The sequence below is a fragment of the Clostridium sp. chh4-2 genome, assembly GCF_002899675.1.
GTDB lineage: Bacteria > Bacillota > Clostridia > Lachnospirales > Lachnospiraceae > CHH4-2.
The window spans coordinates 1-19,707 of the sequence record NZ_PKUU01000015.1; the positions used below are offsets into that span (position 1 = coordinate 1).

The window sequence follows — 19,707 nt, forward strand, 5'->3', positions numbered from 1 at the left end:
AACCTGATTCGGAATTCAGTTTCTACCTGCCTCGTTCTGTCCTTACGGACCTAAGTAGCACTACAGGGGTTCCATACGATCCCATTTGGCTGCATCTTCCTTCCCCGGCCCGGACAGCCCTTCCGACCGTTGGCTTCCGGCTCCGCCTCCCCATTCCGTGCTGGTTTTCGCTAGCCTGGTTAAAAACAATGTTATACATTGGTATTTACATAAAGCCAAATTTACATAGATGATGAAGGGATTTTCAGAAACGACTTCAGGTTTTACTTTAAACGTTAAGGCTTTTCGCAAAATCACCTCACCCTTTACATTAAATCCTCAAGGCTTTTCCGAAAATGCCTTCACCCTTAATGTAAAAACCTACTCTCCCATCCAGCAAATCTTTTTTCCTCAGCCAGCCAAGCAACAGCCGGAAAGAAGGGGAAACCTGGGCGGGCGGCGGACATAGAGAAAGACAGGGGATCGTGTGCAGACCCTTAGTGATACTTGGTCGGCAAGAGCGGAAAAAGGCAGACAAATACTGAATTCCGAATCAGTATTTGAGGCGCCACTGAACGATGAAGTCATAAAGAGTTCATCGTGAATGGCGCCGCGCTGCCCTTTTCCGCTCTTGGCGGCCTAGTATCTCTTAGGGTCGTAACCCGAATCCCCTGTCTTTCTCTATGTCCGCCGCCCGCCCAGGTTTCCCCTTCTTTCCGGCGTTTCTTAGTTAACCAAATAAAGATTTCCTGTATTTAGCCTTTCAATCCGGAAGTGCTGATTCCTTCCACCAGGTATTTCTGGAAGAAGATGAAGATCAAAACTGCCGGTAAGATGGACAGCGTAGCCATTGCGAACATCGCGCCGTAATCGGAGGAAGAGCCCGGATCACAGAACAGTTTCAGCGCTAAGCTGACCGGATATTTTGCTGATTCGTTTACATACAAAAGGGCGGAAAGGAAATCATCCCATCTCCACATGAAGGAGAAGATGCCTGCCGTTACGAGAGCAGGTGTGATTAACGGAACGATAATCCTTGCGAATATGCTGTAATAGGAACAGCCGTCGATCTTGGCCGCCTCGTCCAGTTCCGTAGGGATTCCCTCGATAAAGTTCATCATCAGATATACGAAGAATCCCTGAATGGCGAAGAAATAAGGTACGGTCAGAGGGAGGTAGCTTCCCACCCAGCCAAGTTTCTGATACCACAGATACTGGGGAATCATGAGAACCTGAGCCGGAAGCATCATGGATAAAAGCATTGCCACGAATAGTATTTTCCGTCCCGGGAATTTACATCTGGCAAAACCATAAGCTACAAATGCGGAAGAAATAATGGTTCCTACGGTAGCTACAACGGCGATAAAGAAAGAATTCTGAAAGAACGTTCCAAAGCCGATTTTTGCAAATCCCTTCCAGCCGGTAGCATAGTTAGCAAATGTAAAATGTTCCGGTATCAGAGTTCCCGCCGTGGTAAATATGGTTTTACTCTCTTTAAAGGAGCTCATAATCATCCAGATCAGCGGATAGATCATGATAATTCCAAAGCCGCAGACCAGAATATGATAGATTACTTTTCCAATCATTCTTTTTTCTTTCATCGGTCATCACACTCCTTCATCGTAAACCCAGAATTTTTTCGTTGCGAACAGAACCGCCGTCACCATACCGATGATTGCCAGCATAACCCAGGCAAGAGCCGCGCCGTATCCTGTGTTGTAGAATTCAAAGGACTGCTGGTACATATAAACGGTATAGAATAATGTGGAGTTCATCGGTTTTCCTTGCGTGATAATGAAGCACTGGGTAAATGCCAGGAAACCGTTAATCATCTGCATAACCAGATTGAAGAAAATTGTCGGTGTTAAAAGCGGAAGCGTTATTTTGAAAAACTGTGAAAATTTGTTGGCTCCGTCCACTCTTGCCGCCTCATAAAGCGTAGTAGGAATCTGTTTTAAAGAGGACAGGAAGATGAGCATGGATGAACCAAACTGCCATACGGCCAATATGATTAAAGTCCAGATCGCGGTATTTTTATTGCCCAGCCAGGAAAAACTGGTGTGGATTCCCACAACGCCCAATAAGGTGTTAATTACGCCATCTGTTGCGAACATTCGTTTCCAAAGGATTGATACGGCTACGGAACCGCCGATAATGGAAGGCAGGTAGTAAGCCGCGCGGTAGAATCCGGTTGCCTTTGTGGTTTTAAGCAGGATCATCGCTACGAGCAGAGCGAATACCAGACGGAGAGGCACCGATACTAAAGCAAAATAAAAGGTAACTCCGATTGTTTTGAAAAATGTCTTGTCATCGGTAAACATCTTTATGTAGTTTTTCAGGCCTGCGAATACAGGCGGTGATAAAATATTGTAATCACAAAACGAATAATAGAGCGATATTCCCATAGGTACAACCATAAATAACAGAAAGCCTATGGTAAATGGCAGAGTGAACACGAAACCGGCCGAACTCTCTTTATTCAGGAAACTTCTGAGGTTAAATTCTTTCTTATTCTTCATGGTCTTTCCTTCTCCCCGCATAATTGACTCTTAAAATCCTGCCTGGTACAAAACCATGTTTCGTACCAGGCAGATCATTTACCATTCTAAATTTTACTGTGCCATAATCTTGTTACCCTGTTCAAATAATTCCTGAGCAGCTTCTTTTGCGGTGATTTCGCCGTAGCACAGTCTCTCTTCCAGTTTATCGATCAGATCATAAACTTCGCTTGCTCCGTCCGGTGCAGGAGGGTTGATCGTAGAAGAGTTTGGTGTTACCACTTCGTTGATATATCTGATAACTTCCTGATCGCCTTCGCTCATCTGAGGTGCGATTGCATCTGCCACTACGCTTGAGATCGGCACGCCGCGCTCGCCTAACAGCACGTTGTTGCATTCTTCGGAATTGGTGATGAAGTTCAGCACTTTAGCCGCTTCTTCCGGATTTTTGCTGTCAACGGTTACTGCAAAGAACTGGCTTGGTTTCAGGTAATCTGATTTTACAGGGTCAGCGGAAGGCCATGTTGTCATTCCGATTTCCATTCCTTCAGGAGCTGCATTCATCATAGCGGTCAGCTGGTTGGAATAGTAGAATGCACACCAGGACATTGTTTCAGGATTTGTGCCGTATACCAATGGCTCCTGCTCAACAGAACCGATGGTTCTCTCAGCGAAGATGCTTGGGTCTACATGCCATCCCTCTTTCATTCCGACTTCATAATAATTGAAAAATGCTTCCAGAGATTCCGGAGATGCCACGCCTAATTTATCCTTTTCAAACAGGATTTCTCCATTTGCTCTCATGGTGTATTCAATCAGGTTATCGCCGTTATTGTATGCCACATTTGTTTTATATCCGGTTTTTTCATAAACTTCACGACAAAGATCCATAAATTCGTCTGTTGTCATGTTGTCTTTTACTGTGATTCCATTTTCATCTAAAAGAGTTTTGTTGTACAGAAGGGCCGGTGCATTGATACCGTTGCAGATCGCATAGATACCGTCTCCAACTTTACCGGAATTAAGGATTCCCTCGTCTACATTGCTCACATCAATAACTCCGCTCTCTATGTATGGCGTTAAATCAACCAAAAGATTGTTGCTCACATACTGTTCCAGATATTTATAGTCCATCTGAACGATATCAGGAAGGGCGTGGCCTGCTGAAGCGGTAGCCAGTTTGTTCCAGTAATCCGCCCACTCAGCGAACTGTCCGTCAAATGTCACGTTAGGATTCTGTTCTGTATACATGTCCAAAACCGCCTGTGTTCTCTCATTTCTGGTCTGGTTGCCCCACCAGGAAAAGATCAGGTTTACGGAATCGCCGCTTGCTGCGCCGTTGTCTGCCGCAGCAGTGCCTGCGCTGCCGGCCTCTGATGATGCTGCCTGGCTTGCTGCCGGCGTTTCTGACGATGTTTTTGAGCCCCCGCATGCGGTCAATGAACCGAGCGTCATTAAACCAGCCATGATTAAAGCCATTTTCTTCTTCATAAATACGTCCTCCATTTTGTTATTTTGTTTTCGCTGCTTTGTATTTTTATTATAAATGCCCTATTTTCATTTGTATATCTGACAAAACCGAGTTCAAATTAGAAAAAACCGACCATTTTGTGTGTGAACTTGTTTTTATTTCCTAAATTATATATAATTTGAATCATCACTAAAATACTGTCAATTCAATATAACGAAAGGGGATAAAAGATTATGATGCAGCGCATCAAAACATCGATTTCCAACCTTCCACTTAAAAAAAAGATATTTTCCATAACCTTAATCAGTATTGTGCTGCTGTCCGCCTCTGCTCTGATCGGCATACAGATTACCTCATCTTCCAATAAAAAACTGCTCTACAATACCATAGCCGGATCGCTTTCTTATTCGGCCACGGACATTTCCAACCGGTTGGACAATATAGAAACCATGTCTTATATGATCCTGTCTCATGCAGGAATCCAGTCCAACCTGTCCATTATTAAGGATTCTCATGATTATATTAAGAGAACACAGGCATTTCAGGAGCTGAATGCCACAATTCCTGAATATTACCAGAGTTTTAAGGCCAATAACCTGTCCTTTATCAATCTTTATAACGATTATTTCACTACATATTCGAATAAATACTATTCAGACCGGGTTCCGGAGGAAATTCTTGAAGAGCTGGTTTTGGATGCGGAAGAAAAACAGGGAGCGGTCTGCTGGTTCAGCAATTATAATGACGAATACGGCCTGTTTCTCGGGCGGGATATCCGCCGGATCAAACAGACGCGGCTGGATCATCTGGGGACTCTTTTAGTATGCGTGGATATCGACGCTATGGTGAAGTCGGCCACCCAGTTTTCCAACCAGTATGAGGACGCCTCCTATCTGCTGATTGACGGAGATGACCTGATCTATCATTCCAAGAATTTTACGGAGGAACAGGCCGGTTATATTAAGTCTTCCCTAAACAGTTCCTATGATATTTTAAACCTGGATAAGCACAATTATTTTGCCGTAAAGGGGCGGATTCCCAACTATGATTGGGATTATATCTGTCTGGTATCCTACGATTCCATGACCGCCGCGCTGCGGTTATCCCAGATTCTCTGCATTTCCATCATTTTGGTTTGCGTTATATTTACCCTGCTGTTGTCCAGGCGGCTGATCAATTCCGTAGTGTTTCATTTCAACACCCTGTTGGATAAGATGAAGGCCTTTGGAAAGGACGAGACCACCATACCGAACGTGAATTACGATTACAGCACGAGGAACGACGAACTGGGGCTGCTGCACCGGCAGTTTGACCATATGGCCTACAAAATACAGCATTTGATTCAAGTCAATTATGTAAATGAACTGCTGAAAAAAGAGGCGCAGTTAAAAGCGCTGGAAAATCAGATCAACCCCCATTTTCTTTACAACACCTTAGAATCCGTCAACTGGCGGGCCAAGGCCATCGGGGAGACGGAGATTTCCTCTATGGTAGAGGCGCTGGGCGCTTTACTGCGCGTTACTTTGAATAAGAAAGAGAGCATTTTCACCCTGAAACAGGAACTGGAATTGGTTCAGAGTTATATGACCATACAAAAGATACGGTTTGAAGAACGGCTGGAATTTTCGGTCCATGTTCCGGAAGAACTGCTGACTGCAACCATTCCCAAACTGACCATACAGCCTTTGGTGGAAAATGCCATTCATTACGGTTTGGAAGAAATGACAGAAGAATGCTCCATTTGTGTGGCGGCGGACTGTGTGGACAACCGTCTCCGCATCTATGTAACCAACAGCGGCTCCCTGTTTGAGGATCATTTGCTGGAAAAGCTGCAAACCAATGAGATCACGCCCCATGGATTCGGAATCGGGCTTTTGAACATCGATAAACGGTTAAAGCTTACATTTGGAGACGGATACGGGCTCACTTTATATAATCAGGATGACCTGGCAGTGGCCATGGTTACAATCCCAAAAGAATAGGATGCAGAAAAGAGGTCAATATCATGTTAAAATTAATCATCGCCGATGACGAGAGAATCATCCGGGAAACCATTTCCCATCTTATCGATTGGAACAGCATAGGAATTGAGCTGGCAGGAGTCTGCAAAGACGGCATCGAAGCCTATAATATGATATTGGATGAGTCACCTGATATCGTGCTCACAGACATTAAGATGCCCGGACTGTCCGGGCTGGAACTGGTTCAGAAAATCTCGCAAACCGATTTGGACACCCAGTTTATCCTGCTGTCCGGCTATGGAGAATTCAGTTATGCCAAAGAAGCCATGAAATACGGGCTCAGGCATTACCTGCTAAAGCCGTGCAATGAAGAACAGATCATTGCCAGTGTAAAGGAAGTCATAGACGACTGTTACCATAAACGCGCAACCCACCGGATGCAGCAGCAGCAAAAACTTCTGCTGGATAACCTTCATACCAATATTATTTCCAGCATTATCAATGAAGGCGTGGCATCGGAAGGGGATTACGGTTCCATCTTTGAAACCTATTCCCGATTTCTGGACTTCTCTTCCACCGGATATGAACTGTATTATGTGTACTTTTTAGAGGAGGATAATCTGAGCGAATGTTTTGAACAGCTGCACATCTTTCACCGGAAAAATGCGCCTGGCATTCCGCTGCACGGTATCTATGTCCACAACACTCTGCTTCTGTTTTTCCAGAGCTACCAGCGGGAATATTCTGCTTTAGAAGAATTTTTAAAAGAGCTGAGCTTTGAGGAGCAGGCCGTGGATCTCTCCTACAAACGGGTTTCCTATGAGAATCTGGGAATCCTTTTGTCCACGATTCTCAATAAAGTGCGGCGCTACGGAACCATCTACTGCATGAACGGGCCTCATCCGGTTCCCACCTGCAATTATAAAAGCCTGATTCTTTTGGTAGAAAGCCTCTGCGTCCGCATCTCAGGCGCCGCCGACGCGGAACATACCAAGGAATTCGGAGAATTGACGGATATCCTCAACGGAATCACCAATGCTGAATTTTTAAAGCAGCTGGCTTCCAATATCCTGATCCGTTTTTCCACCAATCTGGCCCTCTGCTCCCCTATCGTCGCCACGGAACTGATGCTGGAATTAAATCAGCTTCAGGACGTTACTACCATCCGCTCCCTGCTGACTGAAAAATTAAGGGAGATGCTGAGGGAAGCCGCCGCCCAGCCTTCCAGCCATGGGGATCTGATTGACAAAACCATCGCCTATGTCAACGACCACCTGTCAAACCCCAACCTCACGCTGAAATGGATCGCTGAAAATTACCTCTATATGAACGTGGACTATGTCAGCAAGAAATTCATCAAGGAAACGGGAAGCAAATTTTCCAATTTTCTGACCGAACTCCGAATCCAAAAGGCAAAAGAACTGCTCACCGGCTGCGATTCGGAAAAAATACAGTATGTGGCGGAGCAGGTGGGCTGCGGCAACAATCCCCAGTACTTCAGCCAGATATTCAAGAAAAATACGGGAATGACCCCCAGCGCCTATGCAAAAAAGATGAACGGCGGAAGTTAAAACGTCCCTTTTTTCCGGTATTTCAGGGGCGTAACATCCACATATTTTTTAAATACCCGTTCAAAATAAGTGATGCTCTCAAACCCCAGGCGCTCCGATATTTCGGTCACCGAATATTCGCTGTGCAGCAGCAGATGTTTTGCCTGCTGCACGCGGCTCGCATTCTGATATTCATTGATGGTAAATCCGGTCACTTCTTTAAAAATGCGGCTGATATAGGATTTGCTGATATAGAACCTGGCGGCCAGCTCCTCCAGATTTTCATTGGTTTCGCAGTGATTCAGCAGATAGTCGGCTATCTCATGGACTTTCTGATGTTTCGCAGTCAGCACTTTCTGATTTTCCTGTGTAAACTTGGCGGTTTTTCTGTAACGGTACAGGGAAAGAAGAATCTCGGCCATCTTCATTTTCACCATCATCTGATAATTTCCCCGTTTCTGCCGCAGTTCCTGACGGATCTGCAGAAGCTGCTGCTCGATTATCTTCCAATCGTCCGGGCTGATTCCCAGCACGCCGTAATTCCCGGAAAACAGCTCTTCTAAACTGAACAGCCCGTTGGCCTTTAAAAATGAATCAAATACCTCTCCTCTCAAATGCACCAGAATTCTGTCATGATAAGAGCTCTGTGCCATGCTGGTTTTGTGGATCTGGTTCCGTTTTACCAGCACCACCATCCCCTTTTCCACCCGGTAAGTTTCCTTGTCAATGAAATAATACCGTTCTCCTTCCATCAAAAAATACATCTCATATCCGTCATGAAAATGCCTGTACTGCATGGAATACTCCTCATCCCGGATCACCCGTTCGATCATAAATCCTTCCATCTCTTCCATAAATACATTTTGTATCATATTATCCCTCACTATTTTTCCAGTTTGTAGCCAAAAGTATGGTTTTGTTAAAAACAGGCAGTATTTTATAAGATTATTATACTATATTGTTGTAAAATAGCTATTAGATAATCAGTGTTGTACAGAAGTTTTTTCCAGATACTGCTGAACAATTACGGCACTGCAAATAATCAAGCTGCTGAAAGCGGCGGAAACGAGGTTAAGATGAAATACGCAGACAACAAAGTATCAGATGTTAATATCGCCTATATCGGCGGAGGATCAAGAGGCTGGGCATGGACCTTTATGACTGACTTATCCATGGATGATTCTTTAAGCGGCACCATCCGTTTATACGACATTGACCCGGAAGCTGCAAAGCACAATGAAACCATCGGCAATGCCCTGACAGCCAGAGAAGATACCACCGGAAAATGGAACTATACCACATGTGATACCATCAAAGAAGCGTTAACAGGCGTGGATTTTGTTGTAATCTCCATCCTTCCCGGAACATTTGACGAGATGGCTTCCGATGTACATCTGCCTGAACGCCTTGGCATCTATCAGTCCGTAGGCGATACCGCAGGCCCCGGCGGAATCATCCGCGCACTCCGCACCATCCCGATGTTTATAGACATCGCAAATGCGATTAAAGAGTATTCACCGGAAGCATGGGTTATCAACTATACAAACCCAATGACCTTATGCGTGAAGACGTTATACCATGTATTCCCTCAGATCAAAGCTTTCGGCTGCTGCCATGAAGTATTCGGAACACAGAAAGTTTTAAAAGGCATCTGCGAAGAGACATTTGGTTTAAAAGACGTAAACCGCGCTGATATCTTTGTAAATGTTCTGGGCATCAACCATTTCACCTGGTTTGATCAGGCGTCTTACAAGGGAATTGACTTATTTCCAGTGTACAAAGAATACATAGACAGCCATTATGAAGAGGGCTATAATGAGGCTGATAAAAACTGGGCAAACAGCAGCTTCAACTGCGCACACCGCGTTAAATTCGATCTGTTCCGCCGCTATGGCCTGATCGCAGCTGCCGGAGACAGACATCTGGCCGAGTTCATGCCCGGAGATGAATACCTGAAAGATCCTGAGACAGTGGAAAGCTGGAAATTCGGCTTAACCACAGTTGATTGGAGAAAGAACGACTTACAGAAACGTCTTGCCAAGAGCGCGCGCCTTGTAAACGGAGAAGAACAGATTGAGCTGAAACCTTCAGGAGAAGAGGGAATCCTGTTAATCAAAGCGCTTTGCGGCCTTACCCGCGTTGTCAGCAATGTCAACATCCCTAACGTCGGACTTCAGATTCCTAATCTCCCATCCGGCGCAGTTGTGGAAACAAACGCCGTATTCAGCCGTAATTCCATCAAACCTTTGATTGCAGGCGAGATTCCTTCCGACGTCCTGTCTCTCATCACACCTCATGTGGAAAACCACGAGACCGTGCTGAAAGCAGCTTTAACCTGTGATAAAGAACTGGTTTACAAAGCATTCTCCAACGATCCTCTTGTAAAGGGACGCGCAAGCGAAGAAGATATCAAAAAACTGGCCGATGAGATGATTCAGAACACCATCAAATATCTGCCGGAAGGCTGGAACTAATTATCACGCTCAGCTATTCTTATTCGCGGGGATCATTTTATGAAAATAATAGACGCACATGCACATGTCGTGCAGTATATTGCAGGCACCGGCTCCCAGGGGGAGCTTAGAGCCTGCGGCGGCGGACGGGCCGTCTATGCCACAGGAGAATCCTTTCCCATGATTCCTCCTGAAATCGGCGAATATGACGCCACGCCGGAAGCTCTTTTAAAGGTTATGGACGCTCATCACGTGGAAAAAGCCGTCCTTTTACAGGGAAATTACTTTGGTTTCCAAAATCTTTATACCTATGAAGCCATGCAGAAATATCCGGACCGTTTCACAGGCGCCGCCACCTATGACCCCTTCTGTGGAGAAAAGGAACGCATCCGTGAACACCTCTTCGGAGAACTGGGCTTTAAGATCATAAAATTTGAGGTCAGCAATGGTTCCGGTCTTATGAGCTATCACCCCACCGTAGACCTGGACGGAGATCTCATGCACGATGTTTACAGCCACGCAGCCAAAAACGGCCTGACCTTTGTCATCGATATCGGCCGACCCAGAAATAACTGCTGGCAGGTGGACGCTTTAAGGCAGGCGGTTTTAAGGTATCCTGAGATGAAATTCGTCATCTGTCATCTTCTGGCTCCCCAGCTGGAGGATGATGATCTGTTAAAGCGTTCATTGGAAAAACTGGCGCTTCCGAATGTCTGGTTTGATATTGCGGCGCTTTGCTTAAACAGCAAACCGGAGACATATCCATATCCGACGGCTAGGAAATATGTCCGGTACGGACTGGATATCGCTGGTTCAGACCGGCTCATGTGGGGAAGCGATATGCCTTCCGCAATGACGCGGGACAGTTATCAGCATTTTATTGAGTTTGTTTCCGGGAATGAGATGGTTAGTGAGGAAGAGAAACAGAAGATATTTTATGATAACGCGGCGGGCGTCTACTTTTAATATGGAATTTTTTACATCAAGCGTGAAGGCATTTTTGAAAATGCCTTCACGTTTTACTTTAATTTTTATCTCTTCTGGCCGCCTTCCGAAAAGGCCAGGCCGCCAAGCGTAACTTTCTCCAATTAAATCAAACAAAATCCTTCAGGTACCCTCGAAATTCCTTGTCTTCCGGATTTACCTGAAACACATAATTCATTTTTCCAATCAGCCTCAGCCTATACTTCTCAATTCCCGCATCCCCCAACTCCAAATATTTCTTATCTCCAATTCTCTCCAAATGCCCCAAAATCCCATATTTCTTACAATAATATATTTCTTGTTTTAATTTCCTTCTATACTCTTTTGACACCTGCGGCTTACAGTTCACTACCACCCCGGTCACGTTCTGCTGCCTGTTTCTGGTGATAATCCTGGTCTTTTTATGGTTCAGGCAAAATCCCATGTGATTAAGAAATGCTCCGGCCTTCCGTTTCACCATATCCGCATCGAAATCCCCTGAAAATGTCATATCATCACAATATCTGCTGTAAGCAATTCCCCGCTCCTCGCACCACTTCCCCATGGATTCATCAAACGGTTTCATAACCAAATTGGAAATGGCCGGAGAAGTCGGCGCGCCCTGGGGCAGATAATCGTAATAGCAGCACAGATACGTCAGCAAAGTGCCCACAGAAGGAGGAAAATATTTTCCCGGAAACGCGCTCTGCAAAACCTGGCTAAATAGAATATTTTGAAAAAAATTCTCCATATCCAGTTTTAGTATCTTCTCTTTTCCCACATGCGGCGCCGCATTATCCTTCAGGCTTGCGCCCTTATGATAAGCCATGGCATACTTGGAAATGGGACGTTCTTCCAGAACATTGTGCAGAATCTGCCGCTGGATTCCCTTTAAAAGTGGGTCCGGAACCAACAAAAGGCGTTCCTTTCCATTTTTCTTTTTAATAACCGCCGTATGGTAATGTTCTTCCACATGATTGCTGACAGCATAAAGGCAGGCCAGCTTCTTGTCATCTGTCCACCCGTCTTTTCCAACGAGTTCCAGCGACAATAGAAACTGCCTGCACTGTTCTTCTGTACAATATTTCCATAAATCCGACATTTAACCCCAATGCCTCCTGTAATATAAATACAGCAGGCGCAATACTGAAAAAGAAGATACTGTATATGCGGAGATGTACAAGCCGTAGGCGTAAGCACACCATAGTGTGCAGATGTACTTCGCAGCATATACAGACTTTGTTCCGAATATCATGTTCCCGGCGGCGACTCGCCGCCGGGCCGGTAATCCTTTCAGTCAAACCGGTTACACTATTGCTCCTGCTGTTTTACATTTCTATTAAATTTTCTTTCTGTCTCAGCTCAAACTAGTTCACTCTTGCTCCTGATGCATTTACATAATAGCCGTCCGGTGTCTGGCAGTTGGCATACATCGCACCGCTGCGGTCCATGTAATACCAGTTTCCGTTAATATGCTGCCATCCGGTCAGCATCACTCCGCTGCCGTCCAGATAATACCAGTTGTTGTTGATATACTGCCATCCGGTCAGCATCGCTCCGCTGTTGCTTAAATAATACCAGTTATTGCCGATATTCTGCCATCCGGTCAGCATATAACCTTCCCAGTTGAAATAGTACCATGCATTGTTGATCTGTTTCCATTCGTTCTTTGGATAACCGCCTCCGGCATATTCATACCACCAGCCGCGCTGATTCTGCCGCCAGTTTCCGTTTCCGCTGTAATATCTCACATTGTCTTCATCAATATGATAGTCGTCGGAAAAATCTGTCCATTCACCGGCTCTGTTATTATAATCAGAGATCGCACGAACCTTAAATGCATAGCTTCCTTCTCTTGTGAGATAACTTGCCAAATCATAAGAAGTATTGGTGGTAGAAAATGTTTCAATTGATCTCTCATCCCTGTAGAGACGGACTTCATAGCTCTTCGCGCCTTCCATACGGTCCCATACCGCTGTAGTTCCAACCCACTCGATGTTTTCCACTTCACTCAGCTTTCCGCCGATCCTCTTCAGATATACGGTGAGCTCCATGGTAGCTCCGTCGTCATAGATCTTCGCCTTGTTGAATTCTGCGCTGCAGCCAGATAATGAAAAATGGCTCTTAGAGGTATAAGAGAATTTATAGCCATCCTTTGCAGTAAGATCAACTCTGACGGTAGGACGGTCGCCTACGCTCCATGTATCCACATCATTTGTGTATTCTGCATTATCGATGTAGAATTCATTACTGCCGGTTGTAGCCTTAACGTCTCCGACTGAATCCCCCGACTTGGGTTCTTCACCATAAGAAAATGAAACCGTTACCTTGTCGATCTTCGTATCCGCAGCAAAAACCGTCATCCCCATACCAACTGTCATAACCGCCGCCATAGCGACACATATCCAATTTTTCCAACATTTCTTCATATCACTGCCTCCTCCATCCAATTATTTTTTACTACAGGATAATTAATTTATCAACTTAATTCTTACGAATTATCTATTTATATTGTAGTATAAGAAACAGTTTCATTCAATTTCTTTATTATTAACAAATATTACGATTTATTAACAAGATATGAACAAATATTGTCTAACACTTTTCTGCTCAGCAGTTCAAATGCCTGTTTTGTCCTTCCGGCCGACATTTTAATGCAGACAACATTGGACTGGTTGACTAAAATGCCGTCGGGATCGCCGATTGCGCCCTCTGTATCACAGCAATAATAATTGTCTGACGATTCCAGCCATTTTTTCAATGCGGGCAGATCGGATGCCGGGCCGATGGAAGTATTGAACAGAATCTTATGATTTCCCAGCAGATTGAATTCCTCTTCATGAAGTAAAATCACATTCTTATTCAGGCAGGCAAATACTACCTGGCTGTCTTTTAAAAGATCATTAAGCGGTTTGAATCCAATTCCCTGCTCTTCTTTTTCCGGCTTTCTGGTTCTGCTGTAATAAGACACGTCTGATCCCATAAAATGAAGGGCGTCTGCAATCATCCCGCCTGTAACTCCCATACCTATGATACCAACCTTTAAATCCGTAAGTTCCAGCGGCTGATCGCTCCACATCGGAAAGTCGTAGCCGTGAAGCATGCGGACTAATTGGTAAAGCACATATTCCACAACTCCTCTGTCGCCGTAATCCCGGATTCCCAACACCGTAATCCCCTTGGTTCTTGCATAAGCGATGTCCACATTGGCGCTTTCCTCCGAATAAAGGCTGCAGCACATTCCCACATACTTGATATTGGGACAATGTTCAAATACATACTTGTCAATTCTGGAAGTATAACTGAGCAGCACCCCGTCCGCATCCCCGATCCGTCGCACGATCTCATCGTCGCCGGATGGAACATCGTCGAACATGACGATCTCATCCGCATACTGTTTTAATTCTTCTACTCCCCATTCCACCAGACTTACCGGTTCAATGGCCACTAATTTTTTAAAACGTTCCATATTCACGTCTCCTTCTCTTACTCTGCCGGTCAGGCACTCATTTTAATCCTTAGAACATAATAGGGGATACCAGGTTGCGAAGCAGAGCCACAAGGCTCCATCCTGCGATCTCGCTGGTGCCGGAATAGATATCCACAACCGCTTTGATTCCCTCGATCTCAGCTGTGATCTTATGGTCGTCTCCCACCATTCCCGGAACGCTGTAAATATTCACACTTGTTTTCTCAGCTCCGGCTGTTGCAAGAGCGGTCGCAACTGCTACATTTACCTTTGTAGGAAGCAGGCTGATGGCTTTTTTCGCATTGCCTTCAAAAACATGTGAAGTTTCACTGTCGCTCATCAGATGCTCTTCGAATAAAGGCGTTCCCTTCAGGGAAGCAGGCCCTTTTCTGGTTTCAATTCCGGAAGTCACCGCTCCCATCAGAGAAACGGTCCGTAGCACATCAAATCCTCCGATTGCGCCCGATGCTATATGTACCTTTGTTCCGTGCTGTCCGGCAGTTTTAATGACCCGCTCATACAATTCCTGATCCGCAAACGCTCCGATGGAAAGTACCGCGAAATTACATCCATTTGATAAAATGGTTTCGGCATAATCCCTTACCGCCTGTCCGGAAGCGGCTTCCGCAATGTAGTCCGGTTTCTGCTCCAGCAGTTCTTCTATGGTGTCATACGCCCTGCATCCCGCCTTTTTAGCCAGCGCCTCGGACGCCTCCCGGCTTCTTCCAAGCACGCCCACCAGCTCATATTCTTCCAGCAGCCCCTTGTTATATGCGTCCACAACAATATTGGACAGATAGCCGCATCCTAAAATTCCCAATCGTAATTTTCCCATGTAAATCTACCTCATAATTTCTTCATACTTTTTTGCTTTCTTCTTTACGTGCAGACCTCCGTTATTATATAAAAACATGATGACTGCCATACCACAGATTATAGCATAGCCGCACCAGCTAAACCAGTCCGGAACCTGATTAAACAGGAAAAATCCCAAAACTGCGGAAAATATGATCTGCGAGTAGTCGTAAACCGAGATTTCCCTGGCCGGAGCATTGCAGTAAGCGGCCGTAATTGAAAACTGTCCTCCAGACGCCGCTAAACCGGCCAGAAGCAGCATGCAAAGCTGATAGCCGGACATCGCATGGTAACTGAAAAGCAGGTACGGAAGCGTCACCAGACAGGAAAAGCCTGAGAAGAAAAATACGATAAACGGCCCTTTTTCCCCTCTCTCTCCCAGAGAGCGCACCAGCGTATAAGCCGCCCCCGAGCAGAGGCCGCCCAAAAGGCCGATCAGCGACGGCATCAGGTCCATATTGACAAAGGTCGGTTTGATGATAAAAAGGCTTCCGATAAATGCCCCCGCCACGCAAAGTCCCTGAGTAAGCTTCACCTTTTCTCCCAAGATCAAAAAGCTGAATATAATGGCGAAAAATGGAGACATCTTGCTCAGCATGGACGCGTCGGCCAGCACCAGATGGTCCACCGCATAAAAGTTGCAGAGAATGCCGATGGTCCCAAAGGTGGAACGCAGAATCAGTCTGGGAAGATTCGCCTTGGCATTAGTGATCCAGATATGCTGACGTTTCATCACCGCGATGGCAAAGAAAAATGCCACCAGATTCCTGAAAAAGCTCTTCTGCACCGAAGGCAGTTCCCCTGCCATGCGCACAAACACATTCATCACCGCAAATGAAAATGCGGATAAAATAATATAGATAATTCCTTTATATTTCCTGTTCATTATGTCCGTCCTCTATTCTGTGGTCACCGCTGCCTGCAGCTCTGCCAAATTCATTTTCTTCTTTTTCCAAAAAGAGTAGCTTTTTATGTCCTCATTGACGGTCCGCCCTTTATAATAACCGTCAAAATTGTGATAGTAACTGGTCTTTCCGTCCTCATCCACCGTATAATTAAAATAATCCCAGTTAGCCGGTTTGTCAGTTATCACATCCTCAAATTTCATCCACTGCTTCAAAGCTTCTTCGGTATACCGGCGGGCATGCTTCTGGTAGTCTGAAAACGGAAGTTTCGGATCGTATCTCTGGCTGACCACATTGACCACCGCATATTTTCCGTAACGCAGGGCATTGCCGTAGGTGTTGAGGCCAAACTTATTATTGACACTTTTCTCATATTTCCGTTCGATTTCATTCAAATACTGGTGGCAGAAAAATCCATACATGTAGATCTTGTAATAGGATTTTTCTTTAAACAACTCTTCAAAGCTGTCTTTTCTGAATAAGGTGTCGTCTCCATTTCTCCTGGCTTTTGCCACATCTCCTCTGATGCTGGCAGCGATTCTTATGAATACGGAACGGTTTACAACATTGTTGGAATCAATGTAATTTTTTTCCTCTCCATCATAAAATTCGCCCCGTTTCCTGTCATAGAAATAGCCGAAATCCTTATAAATCATATCCTGGTAATAGATCTGCATGTTGTCATTGGCCCGGCGGTCGGCTTCGTTCACAGGAGACTGTTCATTGGTCGCCCTGGACAATTCTTCAATCAGCGCCCGTCTCTTATGTTCTTCGATACTGTCATCCAAAAAAGTAATTACTTTTACCATAACCTCTTTTTCATCAAATACGGACAGGTCATTTTTGTGATCCCTGTAGATGCAGGACAAGGTATATGCGGTCTGACCGCCATTGATGATCTGGGGATTGGTGATGAGCATCTGGGCCTGGTCTTTGACGCCGATCTGAGAATTGATCTCGGTTCCGTCGGACAAAATGGTAATCCCATTGTTATAAAGCGCAAATTCATTGGTCTTTTTATCCACAATAGTCTTTTCAATCTTTGTATTGATGTCATTTTCCTTCAGGCTCAGATAACAGCGGGGATTGTATTTTAAAATGGAATTTTTATATTTATCCATAATTTTAGCAATTTCCAAAACGGGAACGAATAAAACCATGATCTTGCACTGGCTGTATTCCGTCTGAACAAAATACACGATTCTTCCGTCATTTCCCTCTTTATTGCTGAGCGATAAGTTAATCCTGATCTCGTCCGCATTAAAGCAGCAGCCGGTGACTATTGGAAATACCAGTTTTGTATAGCATTTTTCATAATCGAACACTTCCGCGCAGATTCCGCCCGTAAGCCGGAATAAATCTTCCTCATCCACCCGCTTTAAATTAGCCAGAATAATCACGCGGTAATTGTAGCGTCCCACGTCCCCGATCTCGCTGATCTTCTTCTGCATAGCGTGAATTTTCTTATTATAATCATGTCCGTCCCGGTTCTGTTTCTCTCCCTTTGTTATCCTGAAAATATCCATCTTCAGGATTTCTGAAATATCGATCTCCTTTTTTTCAAAATTATCCTTGCTGTCCCGGAATTTGGACTGGATCAGGATAATCTCTTTTCTGTCCTGGTCAATATAATAGGCGTCAATCCCTCCGTCATAGGGATCGTCCGTAATGTAGTTTTCCCGGTCCACAAAATCATCCAGCCCGTACCATACCTTAAAGAACAGATGAATAAATGCTCTGGACCTGGCCTGGTTCATCAGTTCCTTTTCATTGTCCGCCGGATAATAGCGCTTATAGTTCTTCGGCGCTTCATTGCGCAATTCGTCTAATATTCTGACTAATATATCATACTTCTCCATCCTATAACCTCTTTAGTACTATAATAGTTTTATAATTTCCCCCTTTATTGCCGAATCCATCTTACTGCCAGATCTGGGGATCAGATTTTACAACCTCTCCCGGATGTTCCAGCGCCTGATTCATGAGTATCAGCGTATAGGCGTCCTGAAGGGCATCCGCCAGCGGATATACCGGTTTGCCGTCTTCTATAAACTGTTTCATCCCCATCATAAGGGCGGCTATGGCTGTTTCATCCTGGGGCATGATTCCGGTGCTGAACGGATTTTCATACAGCACTTCATTTCCCATGGCAACAGAACGGATTCCTTTTTTATCCTCCGTCCAATTGACTTCCAGTTCCCTCATCACAGGGCGGAACTTATCATCCGTATAGCGAAGGGTCAGATCGTCCAGTTCTCCTTTTACCCCCCGGACATTCAAATGGCGGCTTCTGATGTAGGAATGATACTGCACTCCTGAAAAATCATAAAAAGCCGCTTTCCCATTGTCAAATTCTAATGTGAGACGAATCCTGTCCCTGTCTTTTATGCTTCCGTTCGTCACATCTCCTGCTCTGGAACCTGTTTCCATAACCGGAAATGTAAAGCGTTTCCCATAGAGTTTCACCGGCGTGTTCACATCCAGATTTAAAAACCGCCGGATCAGGCTGGCTCCGTGGTAATCGTGAGCCAGGGAAATATTGACCGCATACGGATCTCCCAGATATCCCCGCCTCACCGCTTCCAAAGCGGCCGCTATCATGGGATACTGAAAATACTGCTCCGCTACCTGTATCTTAGCGCCGTTTTCAGCCATATTCCAGATTCTTCCAAGATCTTCCTGCGTAAGAGCGGCAGGCGTCTCGCACAGCACAGGATAACCTTTTCCAGCCCATTTTAACGTAACTTCGCAGATAGATGGCTTGCTGACCGCAACCACCACAAAATCGGGGCTGGCGGCTTCGCATTCCTCTTCCGACATGGTGGCAGGCAATCCGTATTCCTGTTTTAACTTCTGCACCTTCTCTTCATTCCGGCACAGAACTGCTTCTAAATGAAACATTTCCGGATGCTCCGCCGCAATTCTGGCATAAAAAAGGGAACGCCAGCCGGAACCCACTATAACAAATCTCAAACTCATCCTATCTTCCCCTCTTCTCCCTTTAACATCTCTAAAAATCCCCGGCATCCCTCACAAATATCTTCATAAGTGACATCGAAATTGCCCGTATACCAAGGATCGGCAATATCTCCCGGCCTTTCTGAAAAATCCAGCAGCCGGTATACTTTATGCAGTGGATCGCCGCCTAAGATGCGGAGCATATTGGTGATATTTCTCTGCTCCATGCCGATCAGATAATCGTATGATTCATAATCTTTTTTCTTCAACTGCACCGCGCGGTGATCCCCAACGGGAATGCCCTCCCTGCGGAGCTTTTCTTTTGTTCCGTAATGAACCGGATTGCCGATCTCCTCGGTGCTGGTGGCCGCGGAATCGATGTAAAAATTCCGGGCGAGGCCTTGTTTTTTTACCATGTCTTTTAGAACGTATTCTGCCATCGGGGAACGGCAAATGTTGCCGTGACATACAAAAAGCACATGGCAGGATTTGTTATTTTCTTGCATATCAAGAAATTCCTTTCTACTATTCATTACTATAGATTTTACAATAACGCCCATAATTAAACAATCATTTTCATTTGAAAAAGGGCGGAATTATGCCGCCCCAATTTCTTTACTATCTAATGCCATATTAAGTTCATCT

General features: G+C 45.1%; 17 protein-coding genes. 4 read left to right on the plus strand and 13 right to left on the minus strand.

The features are described from left to right. Positions 1-60 precede the first annotated feature (60 nt). The 4 genes from C0033_RS27125 to C0033_RS15870 all read right to left on the minus strand — a co-directional run bounded on the left by C0033_RS27125 (position 61) and on the right by C0033_RS15870 (position 3,968). Complete coding sequence (locus C0033_RS27125; protein ID WP_103228869.1) at positions 61-291, minus strand: hypothetical protein; 231 nt, start codon at positions 289-291, stop codon at positions 61-63. Positions 292-734: 443 nt separating this feature from the next. Next, a complete protein-coding gene (locus C0033_RS15860) occupies positions 735-1,580 on the minus strand; it encodes a carbohydrate ABC transporter permease (RefSeq protein ID WP_103228870.1) in 846 nt (281 codons plus the stop codon). 6 nt (positions 1,581-1,586) lie between these two features. Continuing rightward, a complete protein-coding gene (locus tag C0033_RS15865; protein ID WP_103228984.1) occupies positions 1,587-2,498 on the minus strand; it encodes a sugar ABC transporter permease in 912 nt (303 codons plus the stop codon). A gap of 93 nt (positions 2,499-2,591) precedes the next feature. Further along, positions 2,592-3,968, minus strand: coding sequence for an extracellular solute-binding protein (locus C0033_RS15870; protein WP_103228871.1), 1,377 nt, complete (start codon positions 3,966-3,968; stop codon positions 2,592-2,594). A 213-nt stretch (positions 3,969-4,181) separates the two neighbouring features. On the opposite strand from C0033_RS15870, the gene C0033_RS15875 reads away from it, so the two are divergent. Then, positions 4,182-5,930, plus strand: coding sequence for a sensor histidine kinase (locus C0033_RS15875; protein ID WP_103228872.1), 1,749 nt, complete (start codon positions 4,182-4,184; stop codon positions 5,928-5,930). A gap of 23 nt (positions 5,931-5,953) precedes the next feature. After that, positions 5,954-7,480 (plus strand): response regulator, encoded by a 1,527-nt coding sequence (locus C0033_RS15880; protein WP_103228873.1) that lies wholly within the window; start codon positions 5,954-5,956, stop codon positions 7,478-7,480. Here C0033_RS15880 and C0033_RS15885 read toward each other — a convergent pair. Beyond that, a complete protein-coding gene (locus C0033_RS15885; protein ID WP_103228874.1) occupies positions 7,477-8,331 on the minus strand; it encodes an AraC family transcriptional regulator in 855 nt (284 codons plus the stop codon). The genes C0033_RS15880 and C0033_RS15885 overlap by 4 nt on opposite strands. 204 nt (positions 8,332-8,535) lie before the next feature. On the opposite strand from C0033_RS15885, the gene C0033_RS15890 reads away from it, so the two are divergent. Together C0033_RS15890 and C0033_RS15895 are read left to right on the plus strand one after the other, a co-directional pair. Continuing rightward, on the plus strand, positions 8,536-9,933 hold the full coding sequence (locus C0033_RS15890; RefSeq protein WP_103228985.1) for an alpha-glucosidase/alpha-galactosidase: 1,398 nt from the start codon (positions 8,536-8,538) through the stop codon (positions 9,931-9,933). A gap of 39 nt (positions 9,934-9,972) precedes the next feature. Beyond that, positions 9,973-10,878 (plus strand): amidohydrolase family protein, encoded by a 906-nt coding sequence (locus C0033_RS15895; RefSeq protein WP_103228875.1) that lies wholly within the window; start codon positions 9,973-9,975, stop codon positions 10,876-10,878. Between the two features lie 127 nt (positions 10,879-11,005). On the opposite strand, the gene C0033_RS15900 is transcribed toward C0033_RS15895, so the two are convergent. The 8 genes from C0033_RS15900 to C0033_RS15935 all read right to left on the minus strand — a co-directional run bounded on the left by C0033_RS15900 (position 11,006) and on the right by C0033_RS15935 (position 19,568). Beyond that, positions 11,006-11,977: a reverse transcriptase family protein gene (locus tag C0033_RS15900; protein WP_103228876.1), complete on the minus strand. Its 972-nt coding sequence runs from the start codon at positions 11,975-11,977 to the stop codon at positions 11,006-11,008. Between the two features lie 265 nt (positions 11,978-12,242). Continuing rightward, entirely contained in the window at positions 12,243-13,304 is a 1,062-nt protein-coding gene (locus C0033_RS15905; protein WP_103228877.1) for an N-acetylmuramoyl-L-alanine amidase family protein, read from the minus strand. 131 nt (positions 13,305-13,435) lie between these two features. Then, positions 13,436-14,344: a D-isomer specific 2-hydroxyacid dehydrogenase family protein gene (locus C0033_RS15910; protein WP_103228878.1), complete on the minus strand. Its 909-nt coding sequence runs from the start codon at positions 14,342-14,344 to the stop codon at positions 13,436-13,438. A 49-nt stretch (positions 14,345-14,393) separates the two neighbouring features. Continuing rightward, complete coding sequence (locus tag C0033_RS15915) at positions 14,394-15,179, minus strand: aspartate dehydrogenase domain-containing protein (protein ID WP_103228879.1); 786 nt, start codon at positions 15,177-15,179, stop codon at positions 14,394-14,396. 6 nt (positions 15,180-15,185) lie between these two features. After that, positions 15,186-16,085: a DMT family transporter gene (locus tag C0033_RS15920; protein ID WP_103228880.1), complete on the minus strand. Its 900-nt coding sequence runs from the start codon at positions 16,083-16,085 to the stop codon at positions 15,186-15,188. A 12-nt stretch (positions 16,086-16,097) separates the two neighbouring features. Continuing rightward, positions 16,098-17,963 carry an AIPR family protein gene (locus C0033_RS15925; protein ID WP_103228881.1) on the minus strand — a complete coding sequence of 622 codons (1,866 nt, stop codon included), beginning with the start codon at positions 17,961-17,963 and terminating at the stop codon, positions 16,098-16,100. 61 nt (positions 17,964-18,024) lie between these two features. After that, entirely contained in the window at positions 18,025-19,083 is a 1,059-nt protein-coding gene (locus C0033_RS15930) for a Gfo/Idh/MocA family oxidoreductase (protein WP_242984520.1), read from the minus strand. Beyond that, positions 19,080-19,568 carry a low molecular weight protein-tyrosine-phosphatase gene (locus C0033_RS15935; protein WP_103228883.1) on the minus strand — a complete coding sequence of 163 codons (489 nt, stop codon included), beginning with the start codon at positions 19,566-19,568 and terminating at the stop codon, positions 19,080-19,082. Before C0033_RS15935 ends, C0033_RS15930 begins: the two co-directional genes overlap by 4 nt. Positions 19,569-19,707 lie beyond the last annotated feature (139 nt).